We start from the raw sequence: 18,555 nt of genomic DNA, 5'->3' as shown, positions 1-18,555 counted from the left end.
TTAAAAATTAAAAATTAAAAATTAAAAATTAAAAATTAAAAATTAAAAATTAAAAATTAAAAATTAAAAATTAAAAATTAAAAATTAAAAATTAGCAAGTAATAATGACGAATGAGTCAAACCTACAAAGCCACTGGAATTAATCTGAAAAGTATACCGCTGGGGGAAGCGGACAGGTTGGTGACAATTTTAACTAGGGAGTTGGGTCTGATTCGGGTAGTGGCACCAGGGGCAAGGAAGCAGAAATCGAAATTAGGTGGTAGGAGTGGCTTGTTTGTGGTCAATCAACTACTGCTGGCAAAAGGGCGATCGCTAGATAAAATTATCCAAGCAGAAACTACAGAATCCTACCCAGGATTGAGTCAGGAGCTCAGTAAACTGGCAGCTAGCCAGTATCTGGCAGAATTAGTTCTCTGTCATGCTTTGAGTGAGCAGCCTCAGGAAGAACTCTACGAACTACTTAATGAACATCTACGGCGTCTGGAGCAGTTACCTAAAATTACAGCTAATCCCTCAGGGTTGTCCTTAGTGTTAGCCCATTTGTCCCATGGTGTCTTTCACCTGCTTGCCCTGGCCGGAATAGCACCTCAAGTGCAACTTTGTTGTATCACACAACACACTTTAAGTCCAGATTTGACTGACCCGAATTGGCGGGTTGGTTTTAGTGTAGAAGCAGGTGGCACTATTAGTTTAGTCAGTCATGAGTCCAATATGAAGGATTTACCCAATCCAACTATTCCGAATCGAACTATTCCGAATCGAACTATTCCGAATAAAGTAGAGAGGTTGACTCAAACCACTGGCAACACTGATACTGATGTCATCCTACCCCCTCCTCCACGAGTAAATCATAAGCTGAATGCTCTGGAGTTAACCCTGCTTCAACAACTGGCAGCTGCTGAATTACCTCAGCTGACTACACTATTAAAAGAGCAATTGGGAGGGTGGAAGGCGGCTGAGTCTATAGATTCACTCTGGGTGAAGCTGGAGCGAATTTTACGAGACTACGCTCAGTATCACTTTGGTCGCTCAATTCGCTCAGCGGCTTTAGTGGATGCGTTGTCGTCTGTTAACTAATACTCATAATCCGGGTCTGTTAATAGGTAATAAATAATGGGTAATAAATAATAGTTAATGGGTAATGACAATATAATTTTGGTGTTTAAAAGCAGCAAGATTAAGGTATTAAATTATCAATTAATAATTACCATTTACTAATTACCAATTGCCGAGTAAATCATCCATTCATAGTAACAGTATGACTATCTAAAAAAGTTGTTACTGGTAATAAAAAAGCCTAACCCAGAAAAGCCAGAATGCGATCATCGGAGCCTGGAAAAAAACAAAAACACTCCCCAGACCCCACGTCTGATTTCACCAAGTCTGATTTGGTGGCAAAACCCTCATCGAGAAGTGATGAGCTAAGGGATCAGGAACTGGATTCATCACCGGATAAAGGATTTCTACCAGTTCTAAAAAATTCCAACTTCTTAGCCCTATGGAGTGGTCAAGTCTTCTCTCAGCTAGCAGACAAAGTTTATCTGGTGTTAATGATTGCCTTGATAACCAGTCGCTTTCAAGACGCTGATCAAACTATCAGTGGCTGGGTATCAGCTATCATGATTGCCTTTACCATCCCAGCAGTTCTATTTGGTTCCTTGGCTGGCGTCTATGTGGATCGGTGGTCAAAAAAAGATGTGCTGGTGCTAACCAATCTGTTGCGAGGCGCACTGGTGTTGTTAGTGCCTGGGTTGTTGTCCTTTACTCAAGGCTGGACATCAGTCTCCAATGTGCCACTCGGCTTTTACGTCTTATTAGTGATTACATTTCTAGTCTCTACCCTGACCCAATTTTTTGCCCCAGCAGAACAAGCGGTAATTCCCTTGATTGTGAAACCGCACCACCTACTGTCGGCCAACTCCCTATATACTACAACCATGATGGCTTCCTTAATCATTGGTTTTGCTGTGGGTGAACCGTTGTTAGCCTTAGCGGATAGCTTGGGAGCTCAGCTACATTTCGGCGTGTACTTGGGGAAAGAAGTTTTGGTAGGAGGGTCTTATGCGATCGCAGGATTAGTGTTGTTGTTACTGAGAACGGGTGAAAATCGGGCAAAGTCTAAGGCTGAGCAACCTTATGTGTGGGCAGACATTGCCGATGGTCTGCGTTACGTACAACACCATCGAAATGTCCGCAATGCTATGATTCAACAAGTTATTCTGTTTTCCGTTTTTGCTGCTTTAGCCGTTCTGGCGGTAAGACTCGCGGAAAACCTACCTGGGATCACCGCTTCCCAGTTTGGCTTCTTGTTAGCAGCAGGTGGAATTGGGATGGCGATTAGTGCAGCAATCCTAGGAAACTGGTTTGATGACACCTCCTATGTAGATTTAAGTCTGTCTGGTTCTGTAGGTATGGGAGTAGCCTTAGTAGGGTTGTCCCTATTCACTAACAATCTCTGGCTGGCTTTACTGATGACAATGGTATTGGGGGGGTTTGGGGCTTTGGTGGGTATCCCGATGCAGACTACCATCCAGGCAGAAACACCAGAACAGATGCGGGGCAAAGTTTTCGGACTACAAAACAACGCTATTAATATCGCCTTGAGTTTACCATTAGCCTTAGCGGGGATCGCAGAAACTTGGTTGGGTTTACAACCTGTATTTCTTGGTTTAGCAGCACTTGTGTTCTTAGGTGGGTTCTTAAACTGGTATATTTCCGGTAATAGATTAAATAATTTAAATAAACGTCATCAATAGAGACTTAACTACCAACCGGAATGCATATCGCCTGGCTCGGAAAAAAATCCCCTTTTTGTGGTAACGTCACCTACAATCGAGAAGTGACCAATGCTCTGCTCGACCGGGGCTACCAGGTCAGTTTCCTCCACTTTGCCCAAGAAGAAGAGGACCGGACTTGGTGGGGTTGTCAGGAGGTACCACTGCCTTGCTTGTACAAGTCTCAGATGTATACCATTCCAACCCTAACCGCCAGTAAGGTTTTGAAGCGATCGCTACAGGAGCTCAAACCTGATCTGGTTCATGCTTCCTTAACTTTATCTCCTTTAGACTTCCTGTTACCGGAAATCTGTACCGAACTCAATTTACCCCTAGTGGCGACCTTCCATCCGCCCTTTGATGGTAAACGACGCAATTTGCAATCGGGAACCCAATTGCTGACCTATCAAGTTTATGCGCCGTTTCTCGCCCACTACGACCGAGTGATTATCTTTTCTCAACTCCAACGGGATGTCCTAAGCCGGGTTGGGGTTCCTGATCACAAGCTAGCAGTTATTCCCAATGGGGTGGATGTCCAGAAATATTCTCCAGGATACTCCCAGTGTACCTCTGAGTTTGCATCCCAGTTCAAAGCGGAACGCCTGTTTGTTTATCAAGGTCGGATTGCTACGGAAAAAAATGTGGAAGCGCTGCTGCGAGCGTGGAAACACTGTAACCTGGGTAAATCCAGCAAGCTAGTGATTGCTGGTGATGGACCGTTATTAGCCTCATTGAAACCATTTTATGGGGAAGAACAAAATGTCATTTGGCTAGGATTTGTGGCTTCCGAGCAACAACGGATTGAGATTTTGCGGGCAGCGGATGTGTTTATTTTACCTTCTCTATTGGAAGGGCTGTCCTTATCATTACTGGAAGCCATGGCTTGTGGTGTGGCTTGTGTAGCCACAGATGCTGGAGCTGATGGGGAAGTGTTAGAGGATGGTGCTGGGGTAATTCTCAATACCCATGGGGTGACATCCCAACTGAAAACCCTATTGCCCCTATTGCGTGACCACAGAGACTGGACTACTTTGCTTGGTCACAAAGCTAGGGCAAGGGTTCTAGAGCGCTATACCTTAAGTGGGAATATTACTCAGCTCGAAAGGCTTTATGAAGAGGTTGTAGAAATTAGGCTTTTGCAATTGAGTGGTCGTGCTTAGTTTTTTTTGTTGTTTGGGAAGTTAACCTCATGCTAAGTTGCCCTTATGGTGAAGAGGGAGGTTAATTGGTAGAAACGTAGCGAGTAAGAGCACGCATCTGTTTACCGGGAATGGAAGCAGGCATTAAGGGACTCCATTCGCTGATTTCAGCAAAACCGAGTTTGTATTGGGTGTGGATGATTTTGGTGATGCTGTTACTTGAACCAATGACTAGGATTTGCACAGGTTCTCGCTTGGGTTGAGGTGGTGTGGGAGTAGGCTCGGAGGCTGGTACCGAGGCAGTTTCTTCCGGTTCTGGTAGAAAGTTGTTGGACATGGGAAGTTACCTTCTTATTGTTACCGAATGGACTACAATTAGTCGTCCTCATTGTAGTCCATTTGGTGCCATTTACTCAGTCCTGAGTAAATGACAGAATTTGAGGCATGGGAAAAGCAGGCAAAGCCCTCAAACAAGTATTAGAAAGCTACGGCATCAGCCAGAATCGAGTCGCTGTGCTGATGGGAATTGGGCGTTCAAATATATACCGTTGGGTGAATGAAATTAGAGATCCAGGCGCTGAGATGGTGATTCAACTTCGGGATGCACTGTATCAGATTAATCCAGCAGCAGCGGAAGATTTTGTTAAACTTTACTTGGGTTGTCCCAGGCAAGACAACGATTCGTCTTAATTGCGAAGCAATTGCTAGATATATCTATAAGGGATAACTTGAGATTGATTCATGAATACCCTTCCGATCAACATTCCTCCCAGCCTCAGAGTTACTGACGAGCAGTTTGAACAACTTGCTAGTGCTAATCGAGACTTGCGCTTAGAACGTAGTGCTACAGGTAAATTAATTGTTATGCCACCCACTGGGGGGAATACTGGAAAACGCAACATTGATATAGAAGGACAACTTTGGTATGGAATCGCCAAACCAAACTGGGGGTTACTTTTAACTCCTCTACTGCTTTTCGACTTCCCAATAGGGCAATTCGTTCTCCTGATGCAGCTTGGGTTACTCAAAAACGATGGAATGCATTAACCCCTGAACAACAAGAAACTTTCCCACCCCTTTGTCCTGATTTTGTAATGGAGTTGCGTTCAAAGAGTGACAATATGGAACCGTTACGCCAAAAAATGCAGGATTATATTGATAATCAACTGGGTTTGGGTTGGTTAATTGACCCTAATCATAAGACGGTTGAAATTTATCGAATCCATCAAGCTGTAGAGGTGTTGAAATCTCCCAAAACATTATCGGGAGAAGATGTTTTACCTGGCTTTGTCTTAGACTTGGAATTGGTTTGGAATTAGCAGGATTGTAAGCATTAAGCTATTACCAATCAGCCATTAGCCTTTGACCACTTAGCTGATTAGCTGGAAAATTTCCTTAGCAGCGCGATCGCATACGCCTACTTCACCCAATAACTGGCGCATTTTCTGATAATCCTTCAGGGTTTGCTGACGCCGTTCTTGATTAAAAAGTAGTTCTAAAGATTGCCGGACAATATTCTCTGGTGTGGCTTGCTCTTGTAACAACTCCGGCACAATCGAACGCATTACTACCAAGTTAGGGGGAGACATGAAGGGAATCGAAAACTTCAAGAAGGTGCGAGCAAGCCAGTAGGTAAAGGGATTAACTCGGTAGAAAACCACCTGGGGCACATCTAGTAGTGCTAGTTCCAAATTCACTGTACCTGACTTGGTAATGGCTAAATCAGCAGCAGCCAAGATTTCCTTGGTTTGACCAGCAACCACCTTAGCTTGTAAACCATAGCGCTTTACTGCTTCTTCAATGGGATGGCGATAGGCTTCTAAAGATAGGGGAATCCAAAATAGTGGTGAATCAGGTTGACTTTCCCTTAACCTTTCACCCTTTGACTGGCTAACCCGTGTTTGCTTAGTATCCAACAATTGTGACTGTAGCTGCTTGGCGGCTTCAAAGACTACAGGCATGAGATACTTAATTTCTTGTTGTCTAGAGGCAGGTAAAAGTGCGATCGCAGTTTGTTCTGGAGCTATGCCTAAGGTAGCACGAGCCTCTTCCCGGCTTGGGCTAGATTCCATCCGATCTACCAGGGGATGACCTACCCAACTAACTGACGCTCCCTTTTCCACAAAGTAACGGGCTTCTTCTGGGAAAATTGCCAACATGATATCAGTCATCTCTACAATAATCCTGGTGTTGCGCTTAGAGATAGACCAAACCCACTCTTGGGGAGCAATATAATACACTACCGGTACTTGCGGTAGTTCACGCTTAAGAAAACTCCCAATACTCAAATTTGGTCCCATGTAGTCAATCAGCACCACTAGGTCAGGGGGCTGCTGCCGGAGATACTGTTTGGCACGACCTTGGACTTTCAGGGTAGGCAGCACAAAGGGTAGAGATTCCAGAATTCCCACAGAACCAATACTGGTGGTATTACCCAACAGCTTCGCACCAGCTTGAGCCATTTGATCACCCCCTAGAGCAACAATCTCTAACTCTAAGCCAGCTGCTGTTCCCTGACGTTTCAATGCTTCAATCAGTAGAGCCCCTTGTAAATCACCAGATACCTCGCCAGTACTGATAAAGATGGTTTTGAGAGTCATGGTTAATGGGTGGATAGGGATTAGGGAAATAGGCAGTAGACAGTAACCATATCTAAATTACCTGACCACTGAAACATGGTATCAGTGCCAGGCGAGGGTAAGCTGTCACACCTTGAAATTGTGAATAGGGGCCCTTTGGGGAGATGAGGAGATCGGGAGATGGGGAGAGGGTAGACCAGCTTTTGCGCCAGTGGATTGACCTACGGTCACGCTACGGGATTGACCTACGGTCACGCTACGGGATTGACCTACGGTCACGCTACGGGATTGACCTACGGTCACGCTACGGGAACGGACATTTAAATCCATAAAAGCTTAATCACTAATTATGTAAATTTTTTATACTTAAGTATTTTCTTTTAAAAGATAAGTTTTACAATTTTATGGAATTTTAAATTATTCACATAAACTTCATTAAAACTAGTCATTTAATTCATCCAATTTTAATATTTTTTAAAGTATCATAAAAAATGAATAAAATGAAAATCATTAGTGATTTGCGCTAATTCCATCAAGCTAAAATCACAATATTCATACTATAGGGTGCAATTAAAATTTTTTTTTAGGAGAAATAAAGATGTCTACCAATTCCACTAACACAACAGTTCTGACCTTCGATGAACTGCCTTTTCAACCGGTTGATGACCTAAGTTTCATGGGGGTCACATTTGATTTCAAAGTCGGTGGGGTAGATTCAACGGATGCCAATTATGGTTCCTTCGGTCCAGGATCAATTGCTTTTGTACAAGATCCGAGTTTGGAAGGTGATGCCGCCGGAATCCTAACCCTTGACTTTGATGCACCGGTTTCCGAGCTTGAGTTTGGGGTGGCGCTGAGTACCTTTGCTACTCTCACACCTGGTTTTACAGTGGAACTGTTTGATGATGGCTCCACATTGGTAAATACGATCGCAGTCGATACTAGTTCACAGCCAAGCTTTACCGAGGGTCTGTTCTCCCTTTCTGGTATTAGTACACCAATAGACCGGGTCGTGATCGATTTCAATGATGCCGCTGCTTTCCGCTTCGCCCTTGACAACCTTAGCTTTGAGGAAGCTGGTGTTACTCTAATCGGTACTTCCAACAATGACAGCCTTGAAGGTGGCGGAGGTGACGATATTATCAAAGGGCTTAACAGTCAAGATACCCTTCTAGGCTTTGCTGGGGAAGACTACCTCGACGGTGGTGACGGTGACGATCAACTGTTTGGAGGGGACGGTCATGACACCCTCAAAGGTGGCAATGGTCAGGATACCCTCGAAGGCGGAAATGATGACGATACCCTGATCGGTGGCCCAGGAGATGACATTTTAACTGGTGGCAGTGGGCAAGATACCTTTGTCTTGTCAACAGTAGGCAAACTCACCATCACTGACTTTACCGATGGCGAAGATCTGTTGCAGTTAGATGGTCTGACCTTTGGCCAGATTTCGATTTTTGAACAAAATGACGATACCATAATCACCACCATCAATAATCAACCATTAGCTGTCTTGACTGGTGTAGATTCTGGTGATATCACAGAAGCAGATTTTGTGTTTTAATCTCCTATTTTCTTAATTAAGAATCTCTAAAATAGGTTAGCAAAGGGTAAAGGTTAAAGGTAAAAGGAATTTGAAATAAACCTTGATAACCTTTACCCTTTTCACCGACGACCAGGAATCAAACCCCGACGACCTTCCATGACAGACAACTGCAAAAACTGATGCAGGTGCTGCACATGTGGGTTATCTGGTGGCAATTCCAAAGTTTGGAGGGCTTGAGTGAACGGTTGTCCTGAAAGATAGAGCTTCCGGAATACATTTTTTAGCTGTCTAATCTCACCAGTTGTCAGTCCAGCCCGTTTAAGACCGATTAAGTTAAGCGATCGCACTCGGGATGGATTTCCCTCCACTAGCATATAGGGTGGAACATCCCGGTCAATGCGACTCATCCCACCGACCATAGCTAGACGTCCAATGTGGACAAATTGATGAATTCCCAACACCCCACTAATTCTCACCTGGGACTCAATATAAACGTGACCCGCTATAGCAGTTCCATTAGCGATAATTACATAATCTTCAATTACACAATTGTGAGCAACATGACTATAAGCCATTAGCATATTGCCATTGCCAATTACAGTTGCTTCTCCTGCCCCGGTGGCTCGGTTAATGGTGACGTACTCTCGAATTAGATTATTATCACCAATTCTCACCCAGCTAGGAGCACCATCATACTTGAGGTCTTGGGGTTCCGAACCCAGTACTGCTCCTGGAAAGATTTGATTCCTGGCTCCGATCTCCATTGGTCCAGAAAGAACCACATGGGCACCAATGGTTGTTTCTGGACCAACTTTCACATTATCTTCGATCACCGCGTAGGCACCAATCTGAACTGTCGGGTGTAGTTCAGCACCAGGATGGATAACAGCAGTAGGATGAATAAGTGTTGCCAATTTTCCAAACACCAAAGTGACCAATGACTAACAATACTGGCAGGTTGCAGGTTGCAGGTTGAAAGGTTAAGGTTGACTGTTGCAGGTTGCAGGTTGCAGGTTAAAGGTTGAAGGTTAAAGGTTGCAGGTTTAAGGTTTAATGTTGAAAGGTTAAGGTTGACTGTTGCAGGTTTAAGGGTTAAGGTTGACTGTTGCAGGTTTAAGGTTTAATGTTGCAGGTTGTAGTCATAATATATAACATTAACTTTTAACCTCCAAAGTCAAGTATTTCAAGCAAATAACCTACCCTAAAAGGGACGCCAAAGGCGAACAACCAAATAACTTTCAAGCAAATAACCTACCCTAAAAGGGACGCCAAAGGCGAACAACTAAATAACTTTCTAAGCTCTTGCTAATCATGTTTTAATCCACTATAGAGAACATAAGCTCGCCTTCTGCTGCTTTCTTACCATCAACAGTAGCAACTGAGTGCATCTTACCAAAACGACTGCGCTTGATGGACAACAGTTCCGCAGTCATCACCAGTTGATCTCCTGGCACTACGGGACGCCGAAAACGAACTTTGTCAATCCCTGCAAATACGAATAATCCCTCAGGACTATCGGGCATTTGGGTTAATACAATCCCGCCAACCTGAGCCATAGCTTCCACGATCATCACCCCAGGCATCAAGGGTCGTCCAGGAAAATGTCCTTGAAAAAAAGGTTCGTTGAAGGTAACATTTTTGATACCTACAGCTCTTTTACCTGGAACATAGTCAATAATCCGATCAACTAATGCGAAAGGATACCGATGGGGGAGTAGTTTATGAATGTCTTCGACGGTTAGAACTGTTTTAGTCGATGAGTCATCATTTACATCCTTGGTAGTTCCGGTAGAGTTATTTGGCGTGTTAACGTCAGTCAGTGTGGACATAAGCGTACTTTAATAAAATTACAGATTGCAGGTTAGTTTGTTAATTTTTAAAGGTTCAACCTTCTTTGTGTTTAACTTGCAACCCATGCGTTCAGCCAGCTTTTTGGCAAGTTGGACATGGAGATGGTGGCTAGCTTTATAGGCCAGGATATGAGCAACAGGAAAACGTCCTAATAAACTCAAATCCCCTACTAAGTCTAAAAGTTTATGACGTACTGGCTCATTTGAAAATCGTAAGGGAGGATTAACCCATCCGTGTTGACCACAAACCAGAGCATTGTCCAAGCTACCACCTTTAATTAAACCGCGATCGCGCAGCTGGTCAATTTGATCAGCCAAGCCAAAGGTGCGAGCTGGTGCGATCGCATCAGCAAAATTGTCCTGTTCTGGAGTCCAACTATACCATTGTTTACCAATAGCTGGTAACGCAAAGTCAATGCCATAGGTAAATCGAGTTTTGGGTGCTGGTAGAGCGGTTACAAAGGCATCTCCGTGATAAACCGAGACTGGCTCGTTTAATACAAAAGGGATAGGTGTTGTTTCTGAGGGAGTTAGGAGGTGACGGGGTGTTAGGGTAGCTCGAACTTGTCCGGGTGTAAAGCTCTCGTATGCTTTTCCCTCGATTCCTCGAACCCCTGCTGCTACTACTCCCACCTCCTGGATAGCTTCCAGCCACACCTTCGCCGAACCATCTAAAAGAGGCACTTCTGGACCATCAATCTCAATCTGAGCATTATCCACACCACTACCAGCCAGTGCAGCTAAAAGGTGTTCCACCGTACGAACGGTAGCGTTTCCATACTGGGCTGATGTCGAGAGTTCCGTAGATAGTGTGGTATCTGAAACTGCATCTATGTTTGCTGGAATAACCGGTTTACCTGGTAGGTCAACCCGCACAAAATATCGTCCTTCTCCAGCAGCAGCTGGTAGTACCCTTACTTTGGTTGAAATACCGCTGTGCAGTCCAACACCAGAGCGTTCAAACATACCAGCCAAGGTGTAATATACTGAAGACATTTTTTTTGGTAACGTTTATATCAATAAAGGCAGTAAAATTGAAAATTGAAAATTGAAATTAACCAATCACAAATCCCAATTAACAATTCACAATTAACCACTAACACTTCACAACTAACAACTAACAATTCACAATTAACAATTAAAACTTCTCTCCAATACCAAAGTGAAGACGACTGTCCCCTTCGGTATTTAAACCAAAGTCTACCCGAATCGGACCAAGTGGTGACTGCACTCTAACCCCAAGACCGTAACCGAGACCAGTACCGGGTAAATCTCTCTGCTCACCAGGTTCACCAGGAACAGCACCAGCAGAACCAAGGTCAGTGCCAGCGTCAACAAATAGAGCGCCCCCTATGACTGAGAAAATGGGGAAGCGATATTCTGCAGTAGCCTGAAGGTAGCTACGTCCTGATGCTAGGTCTCCCTCAGCAAACCCCCGCACGGAGTTACTACCACCAATAATAAAAGCTTCATAGGGAGGTAAATCCCCCAAGATAGTGCCCCCTTGAATGTTAAAGGCAAGAGCCTGAGGTCCTTCGGTAAAGTTGGTGAATTCTACAGGGATATAGAAACTATAGCTACCTCTTAACCGATTCATTAAGATGCTGCCACTACCAATAGGAATAGATTGTTCCATGCCCAACCGCAGTAGGGAACCTTTAGTAGGTTGGGTGGTACTATTGCGTAAATCCCGCACTGCCCCTAACTGGACAGTAGTTAGGTCATCTTCACCACTGTCACTAAAGCTTAAAAGTTCTCCATCTGTAGATTCAGGTCTGACATCCCCATCACTATCTTCAATGGCAACATGTTGATATTTCAAGCCTAGGGATGCTGTCCATTCTGACCGTTTAAATACATCTTGCGATAAAGGACGGCGAAAAGTCACTCCACCACCAGTGCGCACAATCCGGGGGCGGTCTCCATCATCATCATCATTAGGAACTTTAATATTATTCTCACCGCTGCCCCCATTAAAGACCAAGGAAATCGAGCGCCGTCGGAATGCATTTACGGTGTAAGAGGTGCGGAAGGGGTCTCCTGCAATCCAAGGGTCTGTAAAGCTCAAATCGAACAATAGCTCTCGGGTTCCCAGCTGAAATTCTCCCCCTAAGGTCTGATTATTACCCCCTAGATTTTGCTGTTGATAGCTCACGGTACCAAAAAAACCACTGGCAGAACTCAGACCTGCACCAGCCGCAATTGAGCCACTACTCTTCTCAATCACGTCTACTACTATCACCACCTGGCGTGGGTCAGTACCGGGTTCAAAGGAAAACCGTACATCATCGAAAATCCCTAAACCAAAAACTCGCTGTAAGTCCCTTTGGGCTTTCTTCCGGTTAAATACAGTACCGGATTTTAACTCCACCTCCCGGGTAATAATAAAGGGGCGAGTATTACCCCCAACCGGTTCCTCCTGGTCAGTCATTGGTGGAATTGGGTTGCCATTTTCATCCACAATCGGGTTACCATCTTCATCGAGAAAACGCACCTTAACGGCTTCAATCACCCCTTCTGCCACGACCAAGGTGACTGTACCATCCGGTGAGACTTGCTCAGCATCAATGACTTGAGCTAGGTCATAACCTTCTTTCTTATACCAATCGTTTAATTGTTTGATTCCCTCTTGGAGGTCTCGCAGATTCAGGATTGAGCCATATTGCTCACCGAAGATTTCATTAATTTTTTCCTGGTTTACGATCCGTTGCCCTTCCCCCGGGGGTTCTGTTTTGACTGCCACCTGACGCAATACTGGGTTAGCTCTGACAATAAAGCTAATCCTAACTCCCAAGGGAGTATCTTCTGGCTGCACATCCACACTGGAAAAGAAACCTGTGGCAAAGATAGCATTCACATCTTCCTGAAGCTGAGAGCGGGTGGTTGCTCGTCCTGGTCGGGTTTTAATCACCCGATAAATTTCCTCTTCCAGTTGGGGAGGTGCGCCAGTAATCAAGACTTCTGCTACCAGTACTCGTACTTCTGAGGAGTCAGAAGGAGGCTCAGTTGAAGGGGGCTCGAGTTGATTGGGTTCCGGAAGTTGGGACAGTTGATCAATCCGATTCGGAGGTGTTAGTTGAGCACTCCCTTCGATGCTATGGATTGATAAAGGAGGTTGAGTTGAAGGGGGCTCGAGTTGAGTGGCTTCCGGAAGTTGGGACAGTTGATCAATCCGATTCGGAGGTGTTAATTGAGCCATCCCTTCGATGCTATGGATTGATAAAGGAGGTTGAGTTGAAGGGGGCTCGAGTTGATTGGGTTCCGGAAGTTGGGACGGTTGATCTATCCCATTCGGAGGTGTTAGTTGAGCACTCCCTTCCATGCTATCCGGTGATAGGGGTGGCTTTGGAGTAAAGGAGGGTAACTCTGCTGCTGAAGAATCTACCGGAACGACTAGTTTAGTTGGTTTAGTTGGTACTGCCACCTGGGTTGGTGAAGAATTCGACCCTGAGAGAGTGGTAGGCACAGACTGCACAAGCGATGCAGCGCGGTCTTGGGGGTTTCCCCCATGAGCGACTGCATCAAGAACAGTCTTGGTCGGTACTGCCACCTGGTTCCCAGAAGAGTCAAGCACCGAGGCAGTCGTTGGTTTTGCCTGCACAGCAATTGTTTCAGGAACCGCTTGTAATGCTGTTTTTACGTCACTGGAATTCTGTTGAGGTGCATCTGGTAGGGACTGAATGGTTTGCCCACGGGTTGGTTTGGATACACCAATACTGGCAGTAGCAGCGATCATTGCTGCTAACAAGGGAGATAAACGCATTGTGTTGTTTGTTTTTGACACTTCCACACACCATTCCTATTGGGTCATTGGTCATTGGTAAACTCTCAGTAAGCCATTGATTACTGGTTGACGGAGGGCTAACAACTCCAGTGCCATAGGAGCAACTATTATATTAGTTATTAGTTGTCAGCCACAGTACCATGACTGAACACTTGACCTAAGCAAACAATGCCCATGCCTGTTGTCTATTTTCGTTCGTCTGTGGTTATTTTTACCAATGTGCTGATTTTTTTTGGGTTACGGGTTAACGATGGCATCAATCCCGTCACTTGTTTTTACCCGGTCAGGTCTAGTCAGAGGCTGATTAGAGTTTGCTCTCAAGAACTTTTTGTAGCACTTGCTGATAGGCTTGTTCTACATTTCCCAAGTCCTTGCGAAATCGGTCTTTGTCCATCACTCGACGCTCCGGATCAGTTTCGGCTTGGTTCCAAAGGCGGCAGGTATCAGGACTGATTTCATCGGCTAATAGTAGTTCTTCAGACGGGGTTAGACCAAACTCCAACTTGAAGTCTACTAGAGTAATGCCACACTGATAGAAGAAGTCAGTCAGAATTTGGTTAATTCGCAACGCTTGCTCAATCAGTTGCTTCAACTGCTCAGGCGTTGCTAGTTCCAGCAGTAGTAAGCGATCGCGTGTTAACAAGGGATCTCCTAAGTCGTCATTCTTTAAATAAAATTCCACTAGGGCTTTCGGGAGTACCCGACCCTCTGGTATTCCAGTTTGTTGACATAGACTACCAGCAGCAATGTTCCTGACTACCACCTCCAAGGGCACAATTTTTACCTGTTTGACCAACATTTGGTTGGGAGTAGGACGGTCAATGAAGTGTGTAGCTATGCCATTCTCTTCTAAGACTTTGAACAAATGAGATGCGATCGCACAATTTATCTCACCCTTCCCAGAAATCTGACCTCGCTTTTGGGCATTAAAGGCAGTGGCATCATCTTTAAAGTGAGTCAGTAGAATCTCTGGGTCATCGGTAGTATATAGGATTTTCGCTTTACCTTCGTAGAGTTTTTGATCAGGGGACATAATCAGTAAGATGATGGTTGACTGACAATATATTGACAGATATACCAGCCCTAAATGATTCGTAAAATATAGTGGCCACAGCCGACGCTATCGCGTTCGCTTTGGCCTACGGCCAAAGCGAACGCCGAATCGCGCTTAAAGCAAGCCCAGCAATGATTTCAGATTTTGCATGTTTGACAACTGATTTAGGATTGCTATAGATCTTGACCAAAAATTTTGGGTTTAAAGCCCCGTCCTTCAAGGTACGGCTTTGATTTATAATTAAACCTAGCGGTTTTACGCATATATAAAAAGCGTAGTAGGTCGCTTCGGATAGCTTGAGCTCCGGAAGCAAAGTAGCAAAAATACGCGCATTTTTTATAAATGTTGAAGCCGTAGCACGACAATTGAATAAATTTCTCCCGGTGCACTTTCGCGCACCTTTCCAAACGCCGCCGGGCAGACGGTGTATGCTTGTGGAGGGTAAAGTCGTTGGACTCCCCGAGAAGCAATAATCCTCGCTGCGTGATTCAGGAGGAGTGTCAAAGATAGATTTAGCTATATCCGCGATTCATAAGGGGCTGTGTGCGCCACCTACGGGCGCACTTTATAAGCCCCCTCCCACACTAAACCAATCAACAAAAGATGTGGGGTTTATAACGGATCTAGCTAAAGTTTTTCAGCAAAGCAGAAAGCGATGCAGCAAGGGAACAGGGTACCTAACGCCGACCTGTGGGGGTTCCCACGGGTAAAACAGCGGTGCATTCACCTAGTGTCTCCAAAGGAGAATCGTGGTGTTTCGCAAACAGACACAAAACCACTCGCCCTTTGCATCAAGACAATGCCCTTGTGTTTTGGGCAGTACCGTAAAACCTGATGTCTATTACAGCAATCACAATCAGACAAAATCCGAAATTTGGTGGAGCGTGAGTTATCCTTTAATCAGTTAAGTTAAGGTTAGGTTAAAAACGTCTGGTGCAGGCAATAGCTATGGTAGATCCATCTGATTTTTTACACCCTCACAGTCCCTATCACGGTCAGTTCAAGCCAGAAAACGTGGTTTTTAACGCTAATTTACAGGAATTTGCTCAAAAAGTCAGCTACATCTGTAATCTGGAAACTGCTGGTAAGCTGCCTCCAAAAGAGGCTTACCAGCAGATTAAAAAACTCTGGAAAGAGTTGAAACAAAGCAAAAAGAGCCTGGGTATATAAAGGATGAAATACGTCATTCTTTACTTCGTGGTCATCGTGTAAACTCCATCCCAGGAATCATCAGGAGGATGATCACAATAGTTTTTAGCTCGGTTAATATGGGTCTTGACAGGCCGGTCATTTGGTTGTATATCTAGTGCATCAGTAAAATACTTGAGTGCCTGGTGAAAGTCTCGTTTGATGTAAGCATTACGCCCTGCTTGATACAAATCCAAGAACCGTTTTCTTTTATCGCTAAGGGATACGTCGGTTTTGCCAATTAATTCATAAATCCTAACCGCTTGGTTTTTACCTTTGACCCGGATTTGATCTAACTCCCGCACCACAATGCGATCGCGGCACAAATTATAGGTAGACTCACTCAAGATAATGTCGCAGCCATACTCTTTGGTAACGCTTTCGAGACGAGCACTTAGATTCACCCCATCTCCAATAACCGTATAGTCCATCCGTTTTTGGGAGCCGATATTGCCGGAAACCACTTCTCCAGAACTAATTCCCATTCCAATCCGGATTTCAGGTTGGTTGTTACGACTGCGATTGGAATTAAATTTTGCTAAGCGTGAGCGCATATCTAGAGCTGATTTGACAGCCTTCCAAGCATGATTTGGCAGGGGTAAAGGTGCTCCAAACACCGCCATCAAGGCATCTCCAATAAACTTGTCCAAGGTGCCATCATGATTGAATACAGCCTCTACCATGGTTTCAAAATACTTGTTGAGCAACGATACCACCTCTGTTGCTCCGAGATGTTCTGTTAGGTTTGTGTAGCCCCGGATATCGGAAAATAGAATTGTTACTTCTTGCTTCTTGCCCTGCATTAAGGTATCTTCCCCTAGGGCTAAGACTTGATCAGCAACCCGTGGAGTCATGTAGCGATACATGGCTGTCTTCATACGCTTCTCACGAGTCATATCTTCTAGAACCACTAACCCACCTCGCACACTTCCCTCTGGGTTGAGCAAAGGATTGACGCTTAGGTTGAGACTGCGTTCAATTTCCTGAACTTGGTATTTTGACAAATAATAAGTAGATGAAGATTCCGTGTGGGGTGTTTCATTCCAGGGTACATAAACATTCGGGTCATCCCACTTTGGCATTGCCAGCACCATCGATGGTGATCCTAAATCCCCTTGAGGAGCTTTATACAGACCAATCTTCAGAGTTTGTTCTGGCATATAATGCCGAGTCCCTGTAGCCAAGCTATCTTGCCAACGCCACTGGAGATTTTCAATCGGTACTACATCCCAGATGTATCGACCAGTGAGCTTAGACTGCCAGAATTTCCAATCGGGACTGCCTTTTCTACGATTAGGACCACCTAGGAACTTGATGGCTGCATCATTGATCATCACAATTCGTCCCTGCATGTCAGTGGAAATCACTGCGTCGGTTAGACTTTGCAGGATATCTTGCTGATATTGCTTTTCAATCAGGACCCTTTCAAACAGCTGGGCATTTTCCAGAGCTATGCCTGCCTGAATATTAAACGCCCGCATAAACTCTTGATCAGAGCTGGTAAAGTAGCCTTGGTGCTTGTTGATTAACTGGGTCACACCGATTAATTTATTTTTGGAGTTAAATACCGGCATACAAAGAATACTTTCGGTGCGATAACCGGTTTGTTTGTCAGTGGTCGGGTCAAAACGGTCGTCTTTATAGGCATCTGGAATATTGAGCGGCTCACCAGTGGATGCTACATAACCAGCAATACCTCGGTTGGCTGGTATTCGGATTTCTATGGTGTTTTGTCCATCCGCTGTAGCTACCTTACTCCAAAGTTCGTTGCGTTCTTGGCATAGCAAAAATAGCGTAGAGCGGTCCGCTTGCATTAGATCCCGAGCCTGCTCCATCACTAAACTTAGGGTTTGTTCGAGCTTCAGGCTCTTCCCCAGAGACTCAGTTGCCTTGAGCAGAGCAATCACTCCCCTTTGGTTACGAGCTGCCTGTTGAAATGATTGGCAGGCTTCGAGGATGATGCCAAGGTCGTCGGCAAAGTTCTCAAATTGCTTTTCGTTGGTACTATCGAAGGGCACACCGCCAGTTTTATTCAAAAAATTTATTACAGCAATCACCTGGTTATTGCGATTAAAAATTGGCATACACAGGAGGCTTTGGGTACGATAGCCAGGGATTTCGTCAAATTCTGGGTTAAATAGGGGATGATGGTAAGCAACTGACGTATTGAAAGACTTGCCAGTGGCAGCAACATGACCCACAACACCCTGATTGTGGGGAATCCGGCGTTCTATGGTTTTGTCCGTGTGAGGTTGGGGGATGTTTGCCCATAGTTGACCTGTGTCGGTGTCAACCATGAAAATAGTGGCTTGGTCTGCCTGTAGGACTTGACCAACTTTTAGGGTTAAAGCCTCTATAACCTGCTCTAGCCGAGTTTCCAGAGCATCATTATTGATCAGTGCGATCGCTCCCAGAAACTGTTGAAAATCAGCAGCAAAGAAATCTAACCAGCAGCTAAATTGAGGAATGGATAGGGTTTTGATGCGGTCAATTAGATGGCTGGTTTGTGAGGGTTGAGTTAACTGAGATAATGTAGCAGTAACACTACTGGTATTCGGTCTTGTCATACTTCGTCTGCTCCTGCCTTTGGAGGCGCGTGAGGGCAAGTCAACTGGGCAGATAAGAATTGCTGCGTTGATAA

Annotated in this window: 15 protein-coding genes and 1 pseudogene; 8 read left to right on the top strand and 8 right to left on the bottom strand. The window is 44.8% G+C overall.

The features are described from left to right. Positions 1–111: 111 nt before the first annotated feature. The 3 genes from recO to LYNGBM3L_RS05830 all read left to right on the top strand — a co-directional run bounded on the left by recO (position 112) and on the right by LYNGBM3L_RS05830 (position 3,934). Positions 112–1,077, top strand: a complete 966-nt coding sequence (gene recO, locus LYNGBM3L_RS05840; protein WP_008180205.1) for a DNA repair protein RecO — start codon at positions 112–114, stop codon at positions 1,075–1,077. Positions 1,078–1,316: 239 nt separating this feature from the next. Further along, positions 1,317–2,756: an MFS transporter gene (locus tag LYNGBM3L_RS05835; protein ID WP_008180203.1), complete on the top strand. Its 1,440-nt coding sequence runs from the start codon at positions 1,317–1,319 to the stop codon at positions 2,754–2,756. A 20-nt stretch (positions 2,757–2,776) separates the two neighbouring features. Continuing rightward, a complete protein-coding gene (locus LYNGBM3L_RS05830; RefSeq protein ID WP_008180200.1) occupies positions 2,777–3,934 on the top strand; it encodes a glycosyltransferase family 4 protein in 1,158 nt (385 codons plus the stop codon). 61 nt (positions 3,935–3,995) lie between these two features. On the opposite strand, the gene LYNGBM3L_RS05825 is transcribed toward LYNGBM3L_RS05830, so the two are convergent. After that, on the bottom strand, positions 3,996–4,250 hold the full coding sequence (locus tag LYNGBM3L_RS05825) for a hypothetical protein (RefSeq protein WP_008180198.1): 255 nt from the start codon (positions 4,248–4,250) through the stop codon (positions 3,996–3,998). A gap of 107 nt (positions 4,251–4,357) precedes the next feature. Between LYNGBM3L_RS05825 and LYNGBM3L_RS05820 the strand changes: the two genes are divergently transcribed. Together LYNGBM3L_RS05820 and LYNGBM3L_RS05815 are read left to right on the top strand one after the other, a co-directional pair. After that, positions 4,358–4,603 (top strand): helix-turn-helix domain-containing protein, encoded by a 246-nt coding sequence (locus LYNGBM3L_RS05820; RefSeq protein ID WP_008180196.1) that lies wholly within the window; start codon positions 4,358–4,360, stop codon positions 4,601–4,603. A 51-nt stretch (positions 4,604–4,654) separates the two neighbouring features. Beyond that, a pseudogene (locus LYNGBM3L_RS05815) lies at positions 4,655–5,232 on the top strand (Uma2 family endonuclease). 51 nt (positions 5,233–5,283) lie between these two features. Here the strand turns inward: LYNGBM3L_RS05815 and lpxB are convergent. Then, positions 5,284–6,513 (bottom strand): lipid-A-disaccharide synthase, encoded by a 1,230-nt coding sequence (gene lpxB / locus LYNGBM3L_RS05810; protein WP_008180191.1) that lies wholly within the window; start codon positions 6,511–6,513, stop codon positions 5,284–5,286. 143 nt (positions 6,514–6,656) lie between these two features. On the opposite strand from lpxB, the gene LYNGBM3L_RS42880 reads away from it, so the two are divergent. Continuing rightward, positions 6,657–6,824, top strand: coding sequence for a hypothetical protein (locus LYNGBM3L_RS42880; RefSeq protein ID WP_154659686.1), 168 nt, complete (start codon positions 6,657–6,659; stop codon positions 6,822–6,824). Between the two features lie 266 nt (positions 6,825–7,090). Beyond that, a complete protein-coding gene (locus LYNGBM3L_RS48405; RefSeq protein WP_008180189.1) occupies positions 7,091–8,056 on the top strand; it encodes a calcium-binding protein in 966 nt (321 codons plus the stop codon). 101 nt (positions 8,057–8,157) lie between these two features. On the opposite strand, the gene lpxA is transcribed toward LYNGBM3L_RS48405, so the two are convergent. From lpxA to purC, 5 genes are all read right to left on the bottom strand, one after another. Then, on the bottom strand, positions 8,158–8,952 hold the full coding sequence (gene lpxA / locus LYNGBM3L_RS05800; RefSeq protein WP_044492344.1) for an acyl-ACP--UDP-N-acetylglucosamine O-acyltransferase: 795 nt from the start codon (positions 8,950–8,952) through the stop codon (positions 8,158–8,160). Between the two features lie 402 nt (positions 8,953–9,354). Next, positions 9,355–9,867 carry a 3-hydroxyacyl-ACP dehydratase FabZ gene (gene fabZ / locus LYNGBM3L_RS05795; protein WP_008180185.1) on the bottom strand — a complete coding sequence of 171 codons (513 nt, stop codon included), beginning with the start codon at positions 9,865–9,867 and terminating at the stop codon, positions 9,355–9,357. A gap of 18 nt (positions 9,868–9,885) precedes the next feature. Next, positions 9,886–10,884: a UDP-3-O-acyl-N-acetylglucosamine deacetylase gene (locus LYNGBM3L_RS05790; RefSeq protein ID WP_008180184.1), complete on the bottom strand. Its 999-nt coding sequence runs from the start codon at positions 10,882–10,884 to the stop codon at positions 9,886–9,888. A 142-nt stretch (positions 10,885–11,026) separates the two neighbouring features. Then, complete coding sequence (locus LYNGBM3L_RS05785) at positions 11,027–13,651, bottom strand: BamA/TamA family outer membrane protein (protein ID WP_008180182.1); 2,625 nt, start codon at positions 13,649–13,651, stop codon at positions 11,027–11,029. 325 nt (positions 13,652–13,976) lie between these two features. Next, the gene (gene purC / locus LYNGBM3L_RS05780) at positions 13,977–14,705 is read right to left on the bottom strand and encodes a phosphoribosylaminoimidazolesuccinocarboxamide synthase (protein WP_008180181.1); all 729 of its coding nucleotides are present in this window, start codon (positions 14,703–14,705) and stop codon (positions 13,977–13,979) included. Between the two features lie 969 nt (positions 14,706–15,674). Here purC and LYNGBM3L_RS05775 point away from each other — a divergent pair. Continuing rightward, positions 15,675–15,896 (top strand): DUF7219 family protein, encoded by a 222-nt coding sequence (locus LYNGBM3L_RS05775; RefSeq protein ID WP_008180180.1) that lies wholly within the window; start codon positions 15,675–15,677, stop codon positions 15,894–15,896. A 20-nt stretch (positions 15,897–15,916) separates the two neighbouring features. Here LYNGBM3L_RS05775 and LYNGBM3L_RS05770 read toward each other — a convergent pair whose 3' ends face one another. Beyond that, complete coding sequence (locus LYNGBM3L_RS05770) at positions 15,917–18,481, bottom strand: adenylate/guanylate cyclase domain-containing protein (protein ID WP_008180179.1); 2,565 nt, start codon at positions 18,479–18,481, stop codon at positions 15,917–15,919. Between the last annotated feature and the right edge of the window lie 74 nt (positions 18,482–18,555).

Origin of the sequence: Moorena producens 3L (assembly GCF_000211815.1) — a bacterium.
Classification (GTDB): domain Bacteria; phylum Cyanobacteriota; class Cyanobacteriia; order Cyanobacteriales; family Coleofasciculaceae; genus Moorena; species Moorena producens.
Note: the sequence above shows the minus strand (reverse complement) of the source record. Positions and strands in the feature narration are given on the sequence as shown.

What these genes read in the sequence shown, in the direction of transcription:
- recO (WP_008180205.1), top strand. Translation starts at nt 112, where the DNA reads ATGAGTCAAACCTACAAAGCCACTGGAATTAATCTGAAAAGTATACCG.
- LYNGBM3L_RS05835 (WP_008180203.1), top strand. Translation starts at nt 1,317, where the DNA reads ATGCGATCATCGGAGCCTGGAAAAAAACAAAAACACTCCCCAGACCCC.
- LYNGBM3L_RS05830 (WP_008180200.1), top strand. Translation starts at nt 2,777, where the DNA reads ATGCATATCGCCTGGCTCGGAAAAAAATCCCCTTTTTGTGGTAACGTC.
- LYNGBM3L_RS05825 (WP_008180198.1), bottom strand. Translation starts at nt 4,250, where the DNA reads ATGTCCAACAACTTTCTACCAGAACCGGAAGAAACTGCCTCGGTACCA.
- LYNGBM3L_RS05820 (WP_008180196.1), top strand. Translation starts at nt 4,358, where the DNA reads ATGGGAAAAGCAGGCAAAGCCCTCAAACAAGTATTAGAAAGCTACGGC.
- lpxB (WP_008180191.1), bottom strand. Translation starts at nt 6,513, where the DNA reads ATGACTCTCAAAACCATCTTTATCAGTACTGGCGAGGTATCTGGTGAT.
- LYNGBM3L_RS42880 (WP_154659686.1), top strand. Translation starts at nt 6,657, where the DNA reads ATGAGGAGATCGGGAGATGGGGAGAGGGTAGACCAGCTTTTGCGCCAG.
- LYNGBM3L_RS48405 (WP_008180189.1), top strand. Translation starts at nt 7,091, where the DNA reads ATGTCTACCAATTCCACTAACACAACAGTTCTGACCTTCGATGAACTG.
- fabZ (WP_008180185.1), bottom strand. Translation starts at nt 9,867, where the DNA reads ATGTCCACACTGACTGACGTTAACACGCCAAATAACTCTACCGGAACT.
- LYNGBM3L_RS05790 (WP_008180184.1), bottom strand. Translation starts at nt 10,884, where the DNA reads ATGTCTTCAGTATATTACACCTTGGCTGGTATGTTTGAACGCTCTGGT.
- LYNGBM3L_RS05785 (WP_008180182.1), bottom strand. Translation starts at nt 13,651, where the DNA reads ATGCGTTTATCTCCCTTGTTAGCAGCAATGATCGCTGCTACTGCCAGT.
- purC (WP_008180181.1), bottom strand. Translation starts at nt 14,705, where the DNA reads ATGTCCCCTGATCAAAAACTCTACGAAGGTAAAGCGAAAATCCTATAT.
- LYNGBM3L_RS05775 (WP_008180180.1), top strand. Translation starts at nt 15,675, where the DNA reads ATGGTAGATCCATCTGATTTTTTACACCCTCACAGTCCCTATCACGGT.
- LYNGBM3L_RS05770 (WP_008180179.1), bottom strand. Translation starts at nt 18,481, where the DNA reads ATGACAAGACCGAATACCAGTAGTGTTACTGCTACATTATCTCAGTTA.